The organism is Burkholderia sp. SCN-KJ, assembly GCF_024656005.1.
Lineage (GTDB): Bacteria > Pseudomonadota > Gammaproteobacteria > Burkholderiales > Burkholderiaceae > Burkholderia.
Map to the genome: position 1 here is coordinate 428,557 of NZ_JANKOG010000002.1, position 17,768 is coordinate 446,324.

A 17,768-nucleotide genomic window follows, 5' to 3' on the forward strand; every position below is an offset into this window, starting at 1 on the left:
ACACAATGCCGTGCACCGGAATAGGGAATTCTGGATAGTCAGGATTTGTGGCGCATGCCCTGAGTTGGGGCGGGGTGCGTGTTTCGGCGTCTTGTCTGCCCGGGACAATGGCGCTTTCGCGGGATTGCCGGGCCGGGAAACGAAATTTTGGCCGCAGCCGGATTTTTCGTGCGTATGCTGACGCGTCGGCGTTTTCGAGGAGGAACGATGCGTGAACTGCGCTGGGCGTCGCTCGAGGGCGACGGAATCGAACACCTGACGTTCGACCGGGGGGACGCCGGCATCGTCGTCGAAAGTGCCGTGGTCGGCCAGCGGTACGGCCGCGCATACGGGCTTGCGTACCGGGTCGAGTGCGATCCGCAATGGCGGGTCAGGTATGCGGTGCTCAAGGTGATGGGCGGCGGCACGCTGGAACTGCACGGCGACGGGGCCGGGCACTGGCGCGACGGTTCAGGCAGCGCGCTGCCGGAACTGGATGGCTGCGTCGACATCGACATCGCGGCGACGCCGTTCACGAACGCGCTGCCGATCGGCCGCCTCGGGCTCGCACGCGGCGAGCGGCGACCGATCGACGTCGCATACATCTCGACGCCGGACCTGAAGGTGACGCCGGTCAAGCAGGCTTACGCGTGCATCGAGCCGGGCCGGCGCTACCGCTACGAAGGCATCTTCCGGAATTTCACGGCCGAGATGGACGTCGACGCCGACGGGCTCGTGATCGACTACGAAACGCTGTTCAAGCGCCTGCCACCGTTGCGCTGAACCGCCGCCCGCGGTGCCGCGGGTGCTGCCGCGACCGCCGGTTGTTCATGCGCCGAGGCAAACCGGTCGATCCGCGCTGCGATCAGGTCGGGATTGCGTACCACGACCCAGTGCCCGCCGTCGATTTCCTCGCGCACGTGCTCGCCGAGCCAGCGCTCGAGATCGACCGACATTTCGGGTGTCACGTAGCGGTCGCGCACCGGCACGAGGATCTGCACCGGCGCCTGCGCATACCGCTCGCGCGGCTTTCTCGCCCGCGCGAGGAAATTCGCGCGGTAGAGCTGCAACCCGTTCAGCGCGTTCTTCAATTGCGCGGGATCGCGCTCGGCCCGCACGCGTTCGGTCAACTGCAGCCAGCGCGGCCACAGTGCGGCGCCGCCGAGGCGCCACACCAGCGACGGCACGACCGGCAGGTGGAAGAACGCGATGTACCACGATTTCAGGCTCTGCCTGAGCCGCATCTTCGCGCGGAACACGTGGTCGAGGCACGGGCCGGAGATCGACGTGTACGACGCGATCCGGCCGCGCAACGCAGGGTCGGTCACGGCCTCCCAGCACTGGATCGACCCCCAGTCGTGACCGACCAGATGGAACGGCCGCGCGCCGCAGGTCGCGTCGGCGACGGCCTTCAGGTCGTCGGCGAGCCGCGCCAGCGTGTAGTCCGCGCGGCGGCGCGGCGCATCGGATGCGCCGGCGCCGCGCACGTCGTACGCGATCACGCGGTAGCGCTTCGCGAGCCGCGCACGGACCGGCGCCCACACGGCCGACGAATCGGGATAGCCGTGCACGAGGATCAGCGGCGGCGCGCGGCGCGGGCCGCTGACATGGACGGCGAGTTTGACGTCGCCGGAGCGGACGGTCAGCATCTCGTGCGTGCGCGCCATGACGTCATGCCTGCGGAACCGGATGCAGCGGCACGCGTCGCGGGGCGGCCTGCGCCGCGTGGCGTGCATTGGTCGCGTCGATGTTCGCGAGCAGCGTGTCGAGCCCCTGCAGGTACTGATGGTTGTCGTGGTCCCACGGATGGAAGCCCGGACGGAAGTAGTCGAGCCATTCGCGCGCGATGCTCGGGAACACGCCGGTCCGCGGGCTGTACAGATACTTCACGAGCCGCCACATGCCGCCGAACCTGCCGTGTTCGCGACGGTGCGCGCGCATCAGGCGCACGTGGAAGTCGAACACGATCGTCCAGAACAATACCGTCGTCGTCAGCATCGTGCCCGTGCGCAGCAGGTAGCTGCCGAGGCCCGGCTTCATCACGGCGTTCCATACGTCGTACGACACCGCCTTGTGCTCGGTTTCCTCCATCGCGTGCCACATCCACATCTGCTGATAGCCTTCGACCGACCCGTCGATCCGGTGCTCGTGGCCCGACAGCAGCTGGTTCGCGAGGATCGCCGTGTAGTGCTCGAGCGCGATCGTGATCGCGAGCTGCATCGAATGCGGCAGCGTCTTCTTGAAGAAGCCGAGGATCGTCCACAGCCGCTTGTCGAGCTTGTGCGCGGGCAGGCCGGACGACTGCAGCAGGTCGTTGTACTCGATGTGCTCGCGCGTGTGCATCGCTTCCTGGCCGATGAAGCCGAGCACCTGCTTCTTCAGCTCCGGATCCTCGATGCGGTCGCGGTAGTGGCGCACCGAATCCATGAAGAAGCGCTCGCCGGCCGGGAACAGGAGCGACAGCGCGTTCATGAAGTGCGTGACCGGCACGCCCTGGACGTGCCAGTCCTTCGCGCGTTCGGGCGGCAGCGCGAAACGGATGTCGCGCCGCACCGGCATCATGTTCGGGGTCTTCATGATTGTTCTCCTCCCTGATTGCCTGCGTTATTGTAGGTGGCGTGAAGCGGCGTGGCGGCCGGCGTGCCGTAGCGGGCGGCCGCGCGGCGAGCCTTCGCGGCCTCGCGGCGCGTCGTGAGCACGACGAGCGCCTGGTACGCGGCCGGCAGGATGCGCGCCATCCAGTCCGCGGCCTTCGCGTCGCGGCCGATCAGCACACGCCGCTTGTTGCGGCGCACGCCGGCGAGGATCGTGCGCGCGGCGTCGTCGGCGGTCGTGATGAAGAACTTCTCGAAGCTGTCCTTGCCTTGCTGCTCGCTCTCGACGATGAAGCCGACCATGTTCTTCGCGACGCGGCTCGACTGCGCGATGTTGGTGCGGATGCCGCCCGGATGCACGCAGGTGGCCGACACGCCGCACTTCATCATGTCGAGTTCCTGGCGCAGCGATTCGGTGAAGCCGCGCACCGCGAACTTGGTCGCGTTGTAGCCGCTCATGCCCGGCTGCGCGAAGATCCCGAAGATGCTCGACGTGTTGATCACGTGACCGTCGCCGCTCGCCTTCAGGTGCGGCAGGAACGCCTTCGTGCCATGCACGACGCCCCAGAAGTTGATGTTCACGATCCACTCGAGATCGCCGTATTCCATCCCTTCGATCGTGCTCGACAGCGCGACGCCCGCGTTGTTGAAGATCAGGTTGACCTTGCCGTGTTCCTGCGCGGTGTCGTCCGCCCACGCGAACATCGCGTCGCGGTCGCCGACGTCGAGCACGCGCGTCGACACGCGCACGTTCGGCGCGATCGCGCGGACGATCCGCTCGGTTTCGGCGAGGCCGACGCCATTCTTGTCGGCGAGCGACACGTGGCAGCCGGCCTGCGCGAGCTGGATCGCGAGCGAGCGGCCCATGCCCGAGCCTGCGCCCGTGATCGCGGCGACCTTGTTGGCGAAATCTCTCATGTCGTTGGCTCCTTGTCTGGCTCAGGCCGCTTCGGCGGACGTGGAAGCGGAAGCGGCGGACGCGGCGGGCGCGGCGACGGGCCGCGCGCTCGTGTCGTGGTGCGGCGCGCGATACGCGTGGTAATCGGCGATCGAGAAGTGCGCGGTCGCCTGGCGGAAGCGCCAGGTGAAGCCCGGCCACAGCGTCGTGTTCTTGCCGGTGCGCGGGTCGAGGTACCAGCTCTTGCAGCCGCCCGTCGACCAGATCGCCTTTTTGAGCCGGCCCTGCAGGTCGCTGTTGAACTGCGCCTCGACGAGCGGGCGCACCTCGATCGCATCCGCGCGTTCGCGCTGCATCGCGTTCAGCGCGCCGAGGATGTATTCGATCTGCGACTCGATCATGAACACCATCGAGTTGTGGCCGAGGCCGGTGTTCGGGCCGACGATCATGAAGAAGTTCGGGTAGCCCGGCAGCGTCGTGCCGAGATACGCGTGCGCGCCGTCGCGCCACGCATCGACGATGTCGAGGCCGCCGCGGCCGATGATCGCGCCGCGCGGATACGGATCGGCGACCTGGAAGCCCGTGCCGTAGATCAGGCAGTCGACTTCATGACGCTTGCCGTCGGTCGTCACGACCGCGTCGGCTTCGATGCGCTCGATGCCGGTCGTGATCACGTCGACGTTCTTGCGCGACAGCGCCGGGTAGTAGTCGTTCGAGATCAGCACGCGCTTGCAGCCGAGCGTGTAGTCCGGCGTGACCGCACGGCGCAGTTCCGGATCGGGAACCTGCTTGCGGATATGGCGCAGCGCGAGCTTCTGCACGTTCTTCATCAGCGACGGATGGATCGCGAAGCCGAGCACGCGCGATTCGAGCATCCAGTAGATGCCGCTGCGCACCGCCTTCTGCGTGAACGGCAGCGTGCGGAACAGCCACTTCTCGAAGCCGGTCAGGTTGCGGTCGGGCTTCGGCATGATCCACGGCGGCGTGCGCTGGAACAGCGCGAGTGTCTTCACGCGCGGCGCGATCTGCGGCACGAACTGGATCGCGCTCGCGCCGGTGCCGATTACCGCGACGCGCTTGCCTTCGAGTGGGTAGTCGTGATCCCACTGCTGCGAATGGAACGCACGGCCCTTGAAGGTCTCGACGCCGGGAATCGCAGGCAGCGCGGCGCGCGACAGCCCGCCCATCCCCGATACCAGCACGCGCGCCGACAGTCGCTTGCCGTTCGCGAACGTGAGGCGCCAGCGTCGCGCGGCCTCGTCGTATTCGGCACGCTGCAGCTCATGGTTCAGGCGCAGGTGCGGGCCGACGCCGAAGCGCTGCACGCAGTCTTCCAGGTACGCGCGGATCTCCGGCTGCGGCGCGAACATGCGCGTCCAGCGCGGGTTCGGCGCGAACGAGAACGAATAGACGTGCGATTGCACGTCGCACGCACACCCGGGGTAATGATTGTCGCGCCACGTGCCGCCGACCGACGCGGCCTTCTCGAGCACGACGAAGTCGGTCACGCCGGTCTGCCGCAGGCGAATGGCCATCCCGAGACCGGCGAAGCCGGTGCCGATGATGGCGATGTCGGTGGTTTCGTCCGGGCCGTCGTGGCCGGGCGGGCCGAAAGGCAACGTGCGAGCATTCATCCGGGTGTCTCCGATTTGGCTCATTTTTTAATGTTACATTGGTTGATGTAACGATAGTGGGTGAACCCGGAAACCGCAAGAGCCTAGAAGCGGCGCTCTAAGGGCCGGAAGCCGCGCGGGAAAAGGCTGAGCGGGGTTTGGAACGGTCTGGTTTCCGCATTGCGGAATGTGCGGAAACGGCCGTCGGCAGGGCTGGAGAGGCGGGAGACGAAGGCCGCCGACACGCGGCGGCCTGTTTGAAACACTATCAGGGACGGATCGGGCGGGCGGCCGTCTCATGGAAAACCCCGGCGACGATCGTGATCTGCGCGAGCGCGTAGAGGCCCCAGATCAGGTAGTCGATGCCGGGGAAGCCGCCGAGGAAGCGTCCGACGCCGATCAGCGTGTCCGATCCGACGAAGATCAGGCTGCCGACGGCGACCAGCGGGCCGCGCGTGCGGGCCGCGAGCGCGAAGCTCGCCATCGCGCACAGCACGAGCATGTAGACGGCGACGGGTACGAGCAGTTCGCCCAGATGCGGAAGGAACGCCGCATAGAACGCCGGCGCGGCGATCCACAGCCCGATCAGTGCGAGGAAGCGCCAGCCGTGCGGCCGCGCGCGCCAGCGCACGAAGATCGCGCAGTAGCACAGGTGCGTGAGCAGGAACGCGCCGAGGCCTAGGACGAACGACAGCGGCCACTCGGGCAGCGCGAGCAGCACGTCGCCGAGCACGGCCGTGACGAGCGCCGCGCACAGCCACGCGCGTTCGCGCGGTGCCGCGCAGGTGCTGCCGGCCGCGAGCAGCAGGATGCCCATCGCGGCTTTCGCGGCGGCCTGGCCGGGATAGGGCGCGGCGGCGAGCGACAGCCCGTACAGCAGCGCGGCGGCGATGGCGAGCGGCCAGAGCCGGCGATAGGTGGCGGGAAGCGTGGCGATCAAGGCGGGTGTCTCCGGGGTTGTCGTCGTCTGCGGTGGACGGCGCGCCGTCGGGGGCGCGGCTGCGGCCATTATCCGGAAGAAAGCGCGGGCGAAAACCGGCGAATCCTTCTAGGCGCGGCATGGCGACGGGGGCGGTGGTGCGACGGTGCGGCGGCACGGGATCGGGCCATGCGGTGCCGGTGCGCCTGCCGCCGCGCCGATCGTTTCGATGCGTTTGCCCCGGTCGAACCGGGGCAACACGGCGGTTTCGGCTTGCTATCATCGCCGCGTATCGACGTTGTCCCGCCCGGCCGCGCTACAGGGTTCGCAGGCCGGCGCGACGGCCGCGCCCGGCGAGGGCATGCCGCCGCGCTTTCAATGAATCCGTGCCGAGTCCCGCCAGCGCGCCCGATGCAGTGGCCGGGGCCGGTCCTCCCGACCAACAGGTTCGACATGACCGAACTGCTCCACGGCGACGGCGCGATCCGTCGCACGACGCCATACGGCTCCTCGATCGAAAACACCTATGCGGGCGTGCTGTCGTTCATGCGCCGCAACTATTCGCGCGCGCTCGACGGCGTCGACGTCGCGATTTCCGGCGTGCCGCTCGACCTCGCGACGACCTATCGCTCGGGCGCGCGGCTCGGGCCGGCCGCGATCCGCGCGGCGAGCGTGCAGCTCGCGGAGCTCAAGCCGTATCCGTGGGGCTTCGATCCGTTCGAGGATCTCGCGGCCGTCGATTACGGCGATTGCTGGTTCGATGCGCACAACCCGCTGTCGATCAAGCCGGCGATCGTCGAGCATGCGCGCACGATCCTGCGCTCGGGCGCGAAGATGCTGACGCTCGGCGGCGATCACTACATCACGTATCCGCTGCTGGTCGCGCACGCGGAGCGCTACGGCAAGCCGTTGTCGCTGATCCACTTCGATGCGCACTGCGATACGTGGGCCGACGACGAGCCCGACAGCCTCAATCACGGCACGATGTTCTACAAGGCGGTGAAGGAAGGGCTGATCGATCCGGCGACGTCGGTGCAGGTCGGTATCCGTACATGGAACGACGATTTCCTCGGGATCGAGCGGCTCGATGCCGCGTGGGTGCATGAACATGGTCCGCGCGCGGCGGTGGAGCGGATCGTCGACATCGTCGGCGCGCGGCCCGCGTACCTGACGTTCGATATCGACTGTCTCGATCCGGCGTTCGCGCCCGGCACGGGGACGCCGGTCGCGGGCGGGTTGTCGTCCGCGCAGGCGCTCGCGATCGTGCGTGCGCTCGGGGCGGTGAATCTGGTCGGCGCGGATGTCGTCGAGGTTGCGCCTGCGTACGATCACGCGGACATTACCGCGATCGCTGCTGCGCATGTTGCGTGTGATTTGCTGTGTCTGTGGCGGCAGAAGAAGGTGGCGGGGCGTTGAAGTGGGGTGGGGCTGGTGGGCACGGCCATAGCTTCCCGGCCCATTGCCGACCTTCAACGCCCCAACGTCAAGCCGAAAAGAGGATGTTCAACCCGACGCATAAAGCCCCATGCAGCCCGGCAACACCGCTTGCCGCTCAGGGATCGTTGACCGTTTCGGGCTCTGCCGGGATCAGGATTTCGAGCAGTTCGCAATCATCCGACCAGCCTATTACGGTATGGCGGATGCCCGGTGGCTGAATCCAGCACGAACCGGCCACCAGCCGCTGCGGTCCAATGCCTTCAAAGTCGGTCTGAAACCAGCCCTTCAGGCAGTAAACCAGCTGAAACTGCACGTCGTGGTGATGTCGCACGCTCAATTCCGGACGGAACGGCGCAACCATGCGGATCACGTGCGCGCTGACAAAGCCGCTGGTTGCCGCCGCAACGCCCAAGTCCCGGTAAGTGGAGTAGCCGCGCAGGCCGCCAGTCTTGAAGTCGTCCTCCGCGTAATGGCTGATGACGAAACGCTGCGGCGCGTCGGGAAGAAAATGTTCCATGCCCCCCTCCGAAGGAATGGGTCAGTGGGAAATGAAATACCGAACTGATCCGGAAAGCAATCGGTAGCGGCACGCACCCGGGACGTCGACGTAATTGTCCGAGCAGAAACGACGGTTGAATGGCGGTGCGAAAGTGCGGGCAGATGGCCGAACGCCGCCAGCGCGCCCGACGTTCCGCCCGAAAATTCCAAAAAAAAGCCGACGGGCAGGGTACCCGTCGGCCTGTTCGAAAGAGTGCGAACCGTGCGTTACTTCGCCGCGAGCGCGCTTGCCACGCCCTTGTCGGTCCACGCGTTATCGGCCACGTTCAGCTTCTGCGGAATCAGCTTCGCCGCATAGAACGCATCGGCCACCCCCTGCTGAACCGCGACGATCTTCTCGTCGACCGGCACCGCGCCGAACGGCACACGCTTGATCCACGTTTCCACGAGCGGCTGCGGCAGGCCGACCTTCGGCGCGATCAGCGCGGCCGTCTCGGCCGGATGCCCGTTGACCCACAGGCCCGTCTCGCGCAATTGCTTCAGGATCGTGCCGACCACGTCGGCGTGTTGCTCCGCGAAGCCACGCGTTGCCTCGTAGAAGTTGTTCGCGGGCGTGAGGCCCGTGTAGTCGGACAGCGTGCGGATCTTCAGCGAATTCTGCGCGGCCGCGTAATACGGATCCCACACGGCCCACGCATCGACGTTGCCGCTCTCGAACGCGGCACGCGCATCCGCGGGCGGAAGGTACACGGGGCGGATCTCGTCGTAGCGCACACCCGCTTTCTTCAGCGCTTCGAGCAACAGATAGTTCGCGCTCGAACCCTTCTGCAGCGCGACCGTCTTGCCGCGCAGATCGGCGAGCGAGCGGACCGGCGAATCGGCCTTCACGAACACGGCTTCGTTGTGCGGCGACGGCGGCTCCGCGGCGACGTACACGAAGCGCACGCCGGCCGCCTGCGCGAACACCGGCGGCGGCGCGCCCGTATAACCGAAGTCGATGCTGTTCGCGTTCAGCGCCTCGAGCAGTTGCGGGCCCGCCGGGAATTCGAACCACTGGACGGTGTAGCCGAGCGGCTTGAGCCGCGTCTCGAGCGAGCCCTGCGTCTTGACGACCGACAGCAGGCCGGCCTTCTGGTAGCCGATGCGCACGACCTTGTCGGCGCTGCCTTGCGCGAAGGCCGATGTGGCGGCGACGGCGACGAGCGCCGTCGCGGCGGTGCGGGTGATCCAGCGGGTGAAACGAATCATCGAACGGACTCCATGCGAAACGTCTTCGGGGAGCGGCGCGTGCCGCTCGGTTGGAAGAATCGTCGCACGGGCGATCGGGCCCGCAAACCAAGCAATGCCGATATGAATATGACGGCGGCGGTCCTATGCTTTGTCGCCGTCGCGTTGCGGGCCGGACGTATCGGACGTATCGGCCGTGCCGGCCTGGCGTGCTGCTTCGTCGCTGAGTTTCCGGTCGAGGATCGTCGCGACACGGCCGCCCAGATACGCACTGGCGGCGTTCTCGAGCGCGCGGTTCGTCTCGCCCTCGACGAACACGGCCGCGAGCGGGCGCAGGCGCCAGATCGCATCGACGAGCGCGGGCACGTCGGTGACGGGCGGCAGCGTGCCTTCGTCATAGCGGTCGAGCCGCTTCACGACGAGATCGACGAGCAGCCGCGCGATCGCATCGAAGTGCGGCCGCGCGAGGCTGATCACGTCGAGCAGCTCGCGCGGCGGGATGCCTTCCTTCGTCATCGCGGCTGCCGCCTCGAGCAGCGCGGGGCTTTTCGCGACGAACGACAGGCCGCGCCGTTCGAGCAGGCCGAGTTCGGTCACCCGCGACAGTTGCGACGCCGTCTGCGGGCCGAACATCTGCGCGAGTTGCGCGAGCGAATAGGTTTTCGGCAGTTCGTGCGACCAGCGGCCGCCGATCGCGTTTTCCAGGCCGAGGATCGAGCGCAGGTCGTGACCCTCGTCGATCGCCATGATCAGGTCCTGGATGTTCGACAGCGTGTAGCCGCGCGCGAGCAGGTGGTTGATCAGCTTCAGGCGCGCGACGTGCGTGTCGTCGTAGATGCCGACGCGCCCGCGCTTCTCGGGCGGCGCGAGCAGCCCGCGATCCTGGTACGCGCGCACGTTGCGCACGGTCGTATCGGACACGCGTGCGAGTTCGTCGACCGTGTACTCGTTGCGGGAATCCGGCGCGGCCTCGTCTGGCATGGTTGGAGTCTGTTTTGACATGCGGCCATTCTAGCGCGGCGCGACAGGCTCGGGCGCGGCGGGGAGCGTGCGTGCGCCGTCGCCGAGCGCGCGCTGCATCAGCGCGGTGTCGATCCAGCGGCCGTGCTTGAAACCGACCGCCTTCAGCACGCCGGCCGGCTCGAAACCGAACGCGCGGTGCAGCGACGTCGACCCGCCGGTGCCGCCGTCGGCGATCACCGCGATCATCTGCCGCCACGGGCCGGCTTCGCAACGCGCGATCAGTGCCGCGAGCAGCGCGCGGCCGATGCCGCGGCCGCGCTGCGCGTCGTCGATGTAGATCGAATCCTCGATCGTGTGGCGGTACGCGCTGCGCGTGCGATAGGGCGTCGCGTACGCGTAGCCGGCGATGCGGCCGTCGCATTCCGCGACGAGATAGGGCAGCCCGTGGCGCAGCACCGCGTCGCGGCGCGTGCGCAGTTCGTCGACGTCGGGCGGCGTCTCCTCGAACGACGCGACGCTGTGGCGCACGTGGTGCGCATAGATCGCGTGAATGGCGTCGAGATCGGCATCGGTCGCGTCGCGGACGACGCAGGCGGGAGCGGCGGGCATGGTGGCGGAGCAGGCGGATGAAACCGCTACTATGCCGGCCGTCGGGCGGTGCGGTAAAGGCATTGGCCGCGTCGCCTGCGTGCAGGGCCTGCCCGACCCGCCTACAGATGGCCGTCCGCGTCGCGAACCGCGTCGGCGATCGCCTCCGCGACGCGCTGCACGCGCGGCGAGCGGCGCACGTCCGGGTGGACGACGAGCCAGATCTCGCGCTCGACGTCGCAACGAGGCACGGACGTCAGTTCGACGAGCGTTGCGGGGGCCGACAACGACGGATCGGCCGCGGCCGGGCCCGAGCTCGTGGCCGGCACGTCGACGAGAAAGCGCGGCAGCAACGCGATTCCCGCACCGGCCACGCACGCACGATGCAGCGCGGCCAGGTCGTTGGCGACGAACGCGAAGCGGCGCCCGGCCGCGAAGCGCTCGAGCCATTGCTGCTGCGGCATTTGCGCGAGCGCGTCGTCGTAACCGAGGAATGCCCAGGTGTCGGGCGGCGCGGTGGCCCAGTCGGGCGATGCGCACAGCGCGAAGCGCATCGTGCCGAGCCGGCGCGCGGCCAGCCCCGGCTCGTTCGGTCGTGACAAGCGCACGGCGAGGTCGGCTTCGCGCGCGTACAGGTTCGCCGCGTGCATTTCGCCCATCAGGTCGATCCGCAGCGCGGGCCACGCGCGCTGCGCGCGGGCGAGCCGCGGCGCGAGGAAGTGGCTCGCGAACACCGGCGACGCGGACACGCGCACCACCCCGTCGAGCGCCGCCGCCCCTTGCGCGGCGCGCGCGAACGCATGGACGTCGGTTTCGACGCGCGCCGCATGTTCGGCGAGATGCAGCCCTTCGTCGGTCGGCGGCCAGCCGCGCGGCAGCCGGTCGAACAGCCGGATGCCGAGCGCGGACTCCAGCGCGTCGATGCGCCGGGCAACCGTCGAATGCTGGACCTGCAGCGTCCGCGCCGCGGCCGACAGGCTGCCGCCGCGCATCACCGCGAGGAAATAGCGGAGGTCGTCCCAGCTCATCGGCGGCGCGGACACTGCCGTTGGTTCGGTCGAATTTTGCACAGTAGATGGGCGCGTAACGGGAATTCCGTTCGATTATGCACGATGGGATGATCGTGTCACTTCATTCGATTGCGAGGAACGTCATGACCCAAACTGCCACCGCCACCCGGATCGGGATCGACCGCTACGGCGACGCCGGCGTGCTGCGCCGTGTCGATGCGCCCGTCGTGCCGCCCGGTGCCGGTGAGGTACGGATTCGCCAGACCGCCGTCGGCGTGAATTTCGTCGACATTTATTTCAGGACCGGCGCGCACCCGTTGCTGGCACTGCCGGACGCGCTCGGCGTGGAGGCGGCCGGCGTGGTCGAGGCGGTCGGGCCCGGCGTGACGGCGCTCGTCCCGGGCCAGCGCGTTGCCTATGCGGGACTGCCGACCGGCAGCTACGCGAGCCTGCGCACGCTGCCCGCCGAGCGCGTGGTGCCCGTGCCCGACGGCGTGAGCGACGAAGCGGCCGCGGCCGGGCTGCTGAAAGGCATTACCGTCTACATGCTGCTGCACCGCGTGCGGCAGGTCGGTGCCGGCGAGACCGTGCTCGTGCATGCGGCGGCCGGCGGCGTCGGCTTGCTGGCGACGCAGTGGGCGCGCGCGCTCGGCGCACGGGTGATCGGCACGGTCGGCTCGGCCGCGAAGGCGGCGCTGGTGCGCGCGCACGGGGCGGAAGCGGTGGTCGATTATCGCGAGGCGGATTTCGTCGCGGCGGCCCGCGCGTTCGGCGGCGGCGCGGGCGTCGACTACGCGATCGACGGAATCGGCGGCGACGTGCTGACGCGTACGCTCGGCGCGGTCCGGCCGTTCGGGATGGTCGCGAGCATCGGGCAGGTCGCCGCGATCGGCGCGCGGCAGACGATCGATCTCGACGAACTCGGGCCGGCCCGCTCGATCGCGCTGGCGCGGCCGAGCGTGCTGGGTTTCATCGCGCGTGACGTGGCGGGGTATCGGGAAGCGGCGCGCGCGACGCTGGAACGGCTCGCGGACGGGATGCACGTGGAGATCGGCGCGCGGCTGCCGCTCGAACAGGCGGCCGACGCGCATCGCTTGCTGGAGTCGCGGCAGACGACGGGCGGGGTGGTGCTGGTGCCGTGACGGCGCGCGGGGCGGCACGGCAATCGCAAATCGGGAGAACGGTCGCCACGTGGCGTCGATCGGCCGGCGAGCGCTGCCGCCGGCCCGCAAATCAGTGGTGCTTGCGCAGCGGCGCGCTCTCGACGAACCACGCAAGCACGAACGCGATCGCGATCACGCCGGCCGCCGCGAGATACACCACATGCAGCGATCCGGCGAACGCATGCAGGTAAGCATCGCGCACCGCATCCGGCAACTGGTGCACGGCCGCCGGGCCGAGCGCGGGCGGCAGCTCGGTGCCGGCCGGCAGCGCCTGCACGATCCGCGACTGCAGCCCGTGCGAGAACAGTGCGCCGAACGCGGCGACGCCGAGCGAGCCGCCGATCGAGCGGAACAGCGTCGCGCCCGACGTCGCGACCCCCATGTGCCGGAATTCGACCGTGTTCTGCACCGCGAGCGTCAGCACCGGCATCACCATGCCGAGCCCGATCCCGAGCAGCGCCATGTACGCGTACATCGTGTGCAGCGGCGTGTCGAGCGACAGCGTCGACAGCAGCGCCATCGCGACACCGCCGATCAGCGTGCCCGCGATCGGAAACGGCCGATACGTGCCGAGCCGCGAGATCAGCCGGCCGCTGACGACCGACATCGCGAGCATCCCGCCCATCATCGGCAGCAGCTGCATCCCGGCCTGCGACGGCGTCGAGCCTTTCACGACCTGCAGATAGAGCGGAATGAACGTGACCGACCCGAACAGCGCGATGCCGACGACGAAGCCGATCAGGCTCATCAGCACGAAGGTGCGCTGGCGGAACAGTTCGAGCGGCATGATCGGCTCGGCCGCGAGCCGCTCCTCGTAGATGAAGCCGCCGACCGCGACCACGCCGAGCACCAGCGTCATCCATAGTTGCGGCGACGACCACGGCAGCAGCGAACCGCCTTCGCTCGTGAACAGGATCACGCAGGTGAGGGCCGTCGCGAGGAACGCGGCGCCCATGTAGTCGATCCGGTGCTTCACGTGCGCGGTATGCGGCCGGAACGCGATGCCGATCACCGCGAGCGCGAGCAGGCCGAGCGGCAGGTTGATCGTGAAGATCCAGCGCCACGACAGGTGTTCGACCAGGAAGCCGCCGAGCAGCGGCCCGACGATCGTCGCGAGGCCGTACACGCCGCCGAACATCCCCTGATAGCGCGCGCGGCGGTCGGGCGGCACGAGGTCGCCGATCGCGGCCATCGTGACGACCATCAGCCCGCCGCCGCCGAGCCCCTGCAGCGCGCGCAGCACGATCAGTTGCGTCATGTCCTGCGCGATGCCGCACAGCGCGGAGCCGGCGAGAAACAGCACGATCGCGGCCTGCAGCACGATCTTGCGGCCGTACAGGTCGCCGAGCTTGCCGTACAGCGGCAGCACGACCGTCGACGACAGCAGGTACGCGGTGACGACCCATGACAACTGGTCGAGGCCGCCGAGCTCGCCGACGATGGTCGGCAGCGCGGTCGACACGATCGTCTGGTCGAGCGCGGACAGCAGCATGACGAGCAGCAGCGCGGCGACGATCAGCCCGGTCGGTGCGTCTCGGCGGGCCGCGTCGGCGGCCGGCGGGGCAAGGAGGGTATCGGTTCTCATCGAGATATCTGCCATGGCAGGGAATTGAGCGAAATATAGGGATGATTTGTTGCCTGGTCAATTTCTGCCGGGCCTCGATTTGTTGCATCGGTAACAGGAGATTGCCGACGGGGAAAAATTGATCGCGATCAGCCCGACGGCGGGCCGGGCTCAAGTTTTTTGCAGGCAAACCGTAATCCAGAGTGCAGCGGACCGATTGCCGCGGCACCCTTTATCGCTCCCGTCCCGTCATGAACCTGAACGCCCTGTTTTCCCGTTTCTCGATCCGTACGCGGATTTTTTCCACGCTCGGGCTCGTCGCCGCGCTGCTCGTCGTGTCGGGCCTGATCGGCCTGACCGGCATGCAGCGCTCGAACCGCGCGCTCGACGAAGCCTATACGCGCGAGCTGGCCGCGAAGACCGCGCTGTCCGCCGCGAGCCTGAACCTGACGATCGTGCGCACCACGCTCGACCGCGCGATGCTGCATCCGGAGGCGCCGGAAGTGCCCGAGATCGTCAACAAGGCCGAGGGCTATCTCGCGAAGGCCGACACCGCGTGGCGCACCTACGCGACGATGCCGCACGACGGCGACGAAGGCCCGCTCGCGACCCGGCTCGACGCCGCGCGCCAGGCGTTGATCGGACAGGCGTTGAAGCCGCTGATCGACGCGATCCGCGCGGGACGCCGCGACGACGCCGACCGCCTGCTGATGACGGTCGCGCCGCCGCTGTCGGTCGCGCTCACGCAGGCGACCGACGCGCTCGACGCGTACCAGGCCGCGCGCGGCAAGGACGTCTACGACACCGCGCAGACCTATTACGGCTGGATGCGCGCGGGCGCGATCGCCGGCATCGCGTTCGGTCTTGCCGCGTGTCTCGGCTGCGCGGTCGGCCTGCATTTCGCGATCACGCAACCGGTGAACCGCCTGCTGTCGCATTTCCGCCGCCTGTCGGACGGCGACCTGACGTCGGAAGTGCGCTGGTCGTCGCGCGACGAGATGGCCGAGCTGGTCGAGGGCGTGACGGGCATGCAGCGCAGCCTCGCCGATACGGTGCGCCAGGTCAGCCAGGGTTCCGAAGCGATCTCGACCGCGACGCACCAGATCGCGGCCGGCAACACCGACCTGTCGCAGCGTACCGAGGAGCAGGCGTCCGCGCTGCAGGAGACGGCCGCGAGCATGGAACAGCTGACGGCGACCGTGAAGCAGAACGCCGATCACGCGGTCGAGGCGCAGGCGTGCGCGGACAACGCGAGCGAGATCGCGACGCGCGGCGCGACGGTCGTCGGCGAGGTGATCGGCACGATGAACGAGATCGACCAGAGTTCGCAGAAGGTGGCCGACATCATCGGCACGATCGAGGGCATCGCGTTCCAGACCAACATCCTCGCGCTGAATGCGGCGGTCGAAGCCGCGCGCGCGGGCGAGCAGGGCCGCGGCTTCGCGGTGGTCGCGGGCGAGGTGCGCACGCTCGCGCAGCGCTCGGCGTCGGCCGCGAAGGAGATCCGCACGCTGATCGGCGAGTCGGTCGAGCGCGTCGCGACGGGGTCGCGGCTGGTCGGCGTGGCCGGCGCGACGATGCAGGACATCCAGCAGGCGATCGGCCGCGTGACGGGCATCATGACCGAGATCGCGGCCGCGTCGAACGAGCAGCGCGACGGGATCGAGCAGGTGAACCGCGCGGTGTCGCAGATGGATCAGGTCTCGCAGCAGAACGCGGCGCTGGTCGAGCAGGCGGCGGCTGCGGCGGCGTCGCTCGAGGAGCAGGCCGATGGGCTGCGGCGGGCGGTGGGGGCGTTTCGGGTGGCGTGAGGAACGGTGGTTACCTCGATATGTTTCACCGTCGACGTGACGCCGTCTGATGTTCAGACGGCGGGATGAGCGCTGAACCCGATCGACTCGCACAAGACCGCGACCTCTGCGCCGCATGATGGATCGAGTACGAACAGCGCCTTTCGACCTGCGCCGAAATCGGCCAGATACTGATTTGCCAGAGACTCGTCGATATTCGCCGCCTCGAAATCCTCTCTGCTGTTGATCCATTTCAACCACTGGCACACCTCCGCTGCCGAGAACGGGTAGGCAGGGGAAATCAGAAGGCGTGACACGACGTTCTGTTCTGCAAAATCGAGCACTCGCTGGCAGATGACGCCGGTGAAGCGGAAGGTGTTGACGTCACCGCCGACTCGACTGAATCGAAGGCGCAACTCTCGATCGGTCGGACGATGGTCGATCGTGACGAGTTCGGCATCGTGGAAGGACGGCATTTTCTCGAGCCCGATCATGCTTTGATAAGTCACGTTTCCCATGAATGAAATTCCGGTTCATGTTCAAGGAAGAATAGATAACGGTACACCCGGCCCCCGGCGCAATCTCCCGCTAAGTGGGTCGAGCGCCCAGTTATGAGCATGAGGAATACCTTGACCGTGATCGTGGTCGAAATCGATGTCGACCGCAGGTTGGCCACCGTTGCCGTACAAACGCATTTGTCCGCTGCCGGGATTCGTATACCAGGTTCCAGGGTCACCTACGTTCGGCGTCTTTGCAATATTGAAGGGTTCCGCGTGCTGCGCGGCTTCCAGATACTCGAACGGTTGCGCGTCGCCGAGTTGCGCCGGGGCCGGGACTTTACCCGCCAGCGGGTCAGCGTCGTGAGATTCAAAATCCCCTACAACGCTTTGCAGATAATTCCAGAGCTCGTCGGTGCTTACGTCGCTGGGTGTGGCCCAACTGCGGGTAATGGTCGTGTTGCGAGATGACGACCGTACGCTGACCGGGGTGACTCTTTCCAGATCCGAGAACGGACTGAACGACGGCCCAGCCACCGTAGACTTACGGATAGCCGGTCTGCCAGTTCCCCCGGACTCACCGGACCGCGTAGTCGTCCGCTCGATCACGACGGAAACGCGTCCATTCTGTATTGCCGAGCGAAGTACGGTGGCAGCATCGCCGACGGCCGCGCCATGTGACGCGTGCAGACCGAGTCGTCGTATATGGTCAAGCGCTCGGTGGGTTTCATTTTCGGCTGATGCCGTGGGCCAGGCCCGCAGGAACTCGTCCGCATCTCGCTTCTGCTGCGATGTCAATACGCGCGGAGAAACGAGCGGATTCAATCTAGCTTGCCTGCCGAAACCCAATGCGATTTTCACTGCGACCATGGATCGACACCTTTCAAATGCCATGCGAGACGGCTTGGCATCGTAACGACAGGTAGCGAGCGGATAAATCAGCAGCGGTAGCGGGAACCGGGCGAAACGCGAGCAGATCAGGGCATCAGGCAGAACGAAATGTGCCCGATTGTCAACGAGCATCATGG

Annotated in this window: 17 protein-coding genes; 4 read left to right on the forward strand and 13 right to left on the reverse strand. The window is 67.7% G+C overall.

The genetic code is table 11. The annotated features are described in order from the left end of the window. Positions 1-207: 207 nt before the first annotated feature. A complete protein-coding gene (locus NQV17_RS05325) occupies positions 208-762 on the forward strand; it encodes a putative glycolipid-binding domain-containing protein (protein WP_124488162.1) in 555 nt (184 codons plus the stop codon). On the opposite strand, the gene NQV17_RS05330 is transcribed toward NQV17_RS05325, so the two are convergent. The 5 genes from NQV17_RS05330 to NQV17_RS05350 all read right to left on the reverse strand — a co-directional run bounded on the left by NQV17_RS05330 (position 723) and on the right by NQV17_RS05350 (position 6,024). Then, the gene (locus tag NQV17_RS05330) at positions 723-1,646 is read right to left on the reverse strand and encodes an alpha/beta fold hydrolase (protein ID WP_257769740.1); all 924 of its coding nucleotides are present in this window, start codon (positions 1,644-1,646) and stop codon (positions 723-725) included. The two genes, NQV17_RS05325 and NQV17_RS05330, sit on opposite strands and share 40 nt — an antisense overlap. Before the next feature lie 4 nt (positions 1,647-1,650). Beyond that, positions 1,651-2,556: a metal-dependent hydrolase gene (locus NQV17_RS05335; RefSeq protein ID WP_257769751.1), complete on the reverse strand. Its 906-nt coding sequence runs from the start codon at positions 2,554-2,556 to the stop codon at positions 1,651-1,653. Continuing rightward, complete coding sequence (locus NQV17_RS05340) at positions 2,553-3,491, reverse strand: SDR family oxidoreductase (protein ID WP_257769763.1); 939 nt, start codon at positions 3,489-3,491, stop codon at positions 2,553-2,555. The genes NQV17_RS05335 and NQV17_RS05340 overlap by 4 nt, the downstream gene beginning before the upstream one ends. A 21-nt stretch (positions 3,492-3,512) precedes the next feature. Further along, a complete protein-coding gene (locus NQV17_RS05345) occupies positions 3,513-5,105 on the reverse strand; it encodes an NAD(P)/FAD-dependent oxidoreductase (RefSeq protein WP_257769775.1) in 1,593 nt (530 codons plus the stop codon). Positions 5,106-5,352: 247 nt separating this feature from the next. Further along, complete coding sequence (locus NQV17_RS05350) at positions 5,353-6,024, reverse strand: lysoplasmalogenase (RefSeq protein ID WP_257769777.1); 672 nt, start codon at positions 6,022-6,024, stop codon at positions 5,353-5,355. Between the two features lie 432 nt (positions 6,025-6,456). On the opposite strand from NQV17_RS05350, the gene speB reads away from it, so the two are divergent. Continuing rightward, positions 6,457-7,419, forward strand: coding sequence for an agmatinase (gene speB, locus NQV17_RS05355; RefSeq protein ID WP_257769789.1), 963 nt, complete (start codon positions 6,457-6,459; stop codon positions 7,417-7,419). A gap of 136 nt (positions 7,420-7,555) precedes the next feature. On the opposite strand, the gene NQV17_RS05360 is transcribed toward speB, so the two are convergent. The 5 genes from NQV17_RS05360 to NQV17_RS05380 form a co-directional block, all read right to left on the reverse strand. Further along, entirely contained in the window at positions 7,556-7,957 is a 402-nt protein-coding gene (locus tag NQV17_RS05360) for a cupin domain-containing protein (RefSeq protein ID WP_257769791.1), read from the reverse strand. Between the two features lie 248 nt (positions 7,958-8,205). Next, positions 8,206-9,186, reverse strand: a complete 981-nt coding sequence (locus NQV17_RS05365; protein WP_257769793.1) for a sulfonate ABC transporter substrate-binding protein — start codon at positions 9,184-9,186, stop codon at positions 8,206-8,208. A 123-nt stretch (positions 9,187-9,309) separates the two neighbouring features. Beyond that, the gene (locus tag NQV17_RS05370; RefSeq protein WP_257769795.1) at positions 9,310-10,167 is read right to left on the reverse strand and encodes a MerR family transcriptional regulator; all 858 of its coding nucleotides are present in this window, start codon (positions 10,165-10,167) and stop codon (positions 9,310-9,312) included. Between the two features lie 9 nt (positions 10,168-10,176). Further along, on the reverse strand, positions 10,177-10,737 hold the full coding sequence (locus NQV17_RS05375; RefSeq protein WP_044843208.1) for a GNAT family N-acetyltransferase: 561 nt from the start codon (positions 10,735-10,737) through the stop codon (positions 10,177-10,179). A gap of 101 nt (positions 10,738-10,838) precedes the next feature. Then, a complete protein-coding gene (locus NQV17_RS05380) occupies positions 10,839-11,744 on the reverse strand; it encodes a LysR family transcriptional regulator (protein ID WP_257769809.1) in 906 nt (301 codons plus the stop codon). A 125-nt stretch (positions 11,745-11,869) separates the two neighbouring features. Here NQV17_RS05380 and NQV17_RS05385 point away from each other — a divergent pair, with 125 nt between their 5' ends. Next, complete coding sequence (locus NQV17_RS05385; RefSeq protein WP_257769812.1) at positions 11,870-12,868, forward strand: quinone oxidoreductase; 999 nt, start codon at positions 11,870-11,872, stop codon at positions 12,866-12,868. Positions 12,869-12,959: 91 nt separating this feature from the next. Here NQV17_RS05385 and NQV17_RS05390 read toward each other — a convergent pair whose 3' ends face one another. Beyond that, entirely contained in the window at positions 12,960-14,474 is a 1,515-nt protein-coding gene (locus NQV17_RS05390; protein ID WP_044843210.1) for an MDR family MFS transporter, read from the reverse strand. Between the two features lie 230 nt (positions 14,475-14,704). Here NQV17_RS05390 and NQV17_RS05395 point away from each other — a divergent pair, with 230 nt between their 5' ends. Then, positions 14,705-16,264, forward strand: coding sequence for a methyl-accepting chemotaxis protein (locus NQV17_RS05395; protein ID WP_257769824.1), 1,560 nt, complete (start codon positions 14,705-14,707; stop codon positions 16,262-16,264). A 53-nt stretch (positions 16,265-16,317) separates the two neighbouring features. Here NQV17_RS05395 and NQV17_RS05400 read toward each other — a convergent pair whose 3' ends face one another. Then, positions 16,318-16,761 (reverse strand): hypothetical protein, encoded by a 444-nt coding sequence (locus tag NQV17_RS05400; RefSeq protein WP_257769835.1) that lies wholly within the window; start codon positions 16,759-16,761, stop codon positions 16,318-16,320. Between the two features lie 21 nt (positions 16,762-16,782). Next, positions 16,783-17,766: a hypothetical protein gene (locus tag NQV17_RS05405; protein WP_257769837.1), complete on the reverse strand. Its 984-nt coding sequence runs from the start codon at positions 17,764-17,766 to the stop codon at positions 16,783-16,785. Between the last annotated feature and the right edge of the window lie 2 nt (positions 17,767-17,768).

What these genes read in the sequence shown, in the direction of transcription:
- NQV17_RS05325 (WP_124488162.1), top strand. Translation starts at nt 208, where the DNA reads ATGCGTGAACTGCGCTGGGCGTCGCTCGAGGGCGACGGAATCGAACAC.
- NQV17_RS05330 (WP_257769740.1), bottom strand. Translation starts at nt 1,646, where the DNA reads ATGGCGCGCACGCACGAGATGCTGACCGTCCGCTCCGGCGACGTCAAA.
- NQV17_RS05335 (WP_257769751.1), bottom strand. Translation starts at nt 2,556, where the DNA reads ATGAAGACCCCGAACATGATGCCGGTGCGGCGCGACATCCGTTTCGCG.
- NQV17_RS05340 (WP_257769763.1), bottom strand. Translation starts at nt 3,491, where the DNA reads ATGAGAGATTTCGCCAACAAGGTCGCCGCGATCACGGGCGCAGGCTCG.
- NQV17_RS05345 (WP_257769775.1), bottom strand. Translation starts at nt 5,105, where the DNA reads ATGAATGCTCGCACGTTGCCTTTCGGCCCGCCCGGCCACGACGGCCCG.
- speB (WP_257769789.1), top strand. Translation starts at nt 6,457, where the DNA reads ATGACCGAACTGCTCCACGGCGACGGCGCGATCCGTCGCACGACGCCA.
- NQV17_RS05360 (WP_257769791.1), bottom strand. Translation starts at nt 7,957, where the DNA reads ATGGAACATTTTCTTCCCGACGCGCCGCAGCGTTTCGTCATCAGCCAT.
- NQV17_RS05365 (WP_257769793.1), bottom strand. Translation starts at nt 9,186, where the DNA reads ATGATTCGTTTCACCCGCTGGATCACCCGCACCGCCGCGACGGCGCTC.
- NQV17_RS05370 (WP_257769795.1), bottom strand. Translation starts at nt 10,167, where the DNA reads ATGTCAAAACAGACTCCAACCATGCCAGACGAGGCCGCGCCGGATTCC.
- NQV17_RS05375 (WP_044843208.1), bottom strand. Translation starts at nt 10,737, where the DNA reads ATGCCCGCCGCTCCCGCCTGCGTCGTCCGCGACGCGACCGATGCCGAT.
- NQV17_RS05380 (WP_257769809.1), bottom strand. Translation starts at nt 11,744, where the DNA reads ATGAGCTGGGACGACCTCCGCTATTTCCTCGCGGTGATGCGCGGCGGC.
- NQV17_RS05385 (WP_257769812.1), top strand. Translation starts at nt 11,870, where the DNA reads ATGACCCAAACTGCCACCGCCACCCGGATCGGGATCGACCGCTACGGC.
- NQV17_RS05390 (WP_044843210.1), bottom strand. Translation starts at nt 14,474, where the DNA reads ATGAGAACCGATACCCTCCTTGCCCCGCCGGCCGCCGACGCGGCCCGC.
- NQV17_RS05395 (WP_257769824.1), top strand. Translation starts at nt 14,705, where the DNA reads ATGAACCTGAACGCCCTGTTTTCCCGTTTCTCGATCCGTACGCGGATT.
- NQV17_RS05400 (WP_257769835.1), bottom strand. Translation starts at nt 16,761, where the DNA reads ATGGGAAACGTGACTTATCAAAGCATGATCGGGCTCGAGAAAATGCCG.
- NQV17_RS05405 (WP_257769837.1), bottom strand. Translation starts at nt 17,766, where the DNA reads ATGATGCTCGTTGACAATCGGGCACATTTCGTTCTGCCTGATGCCCTG.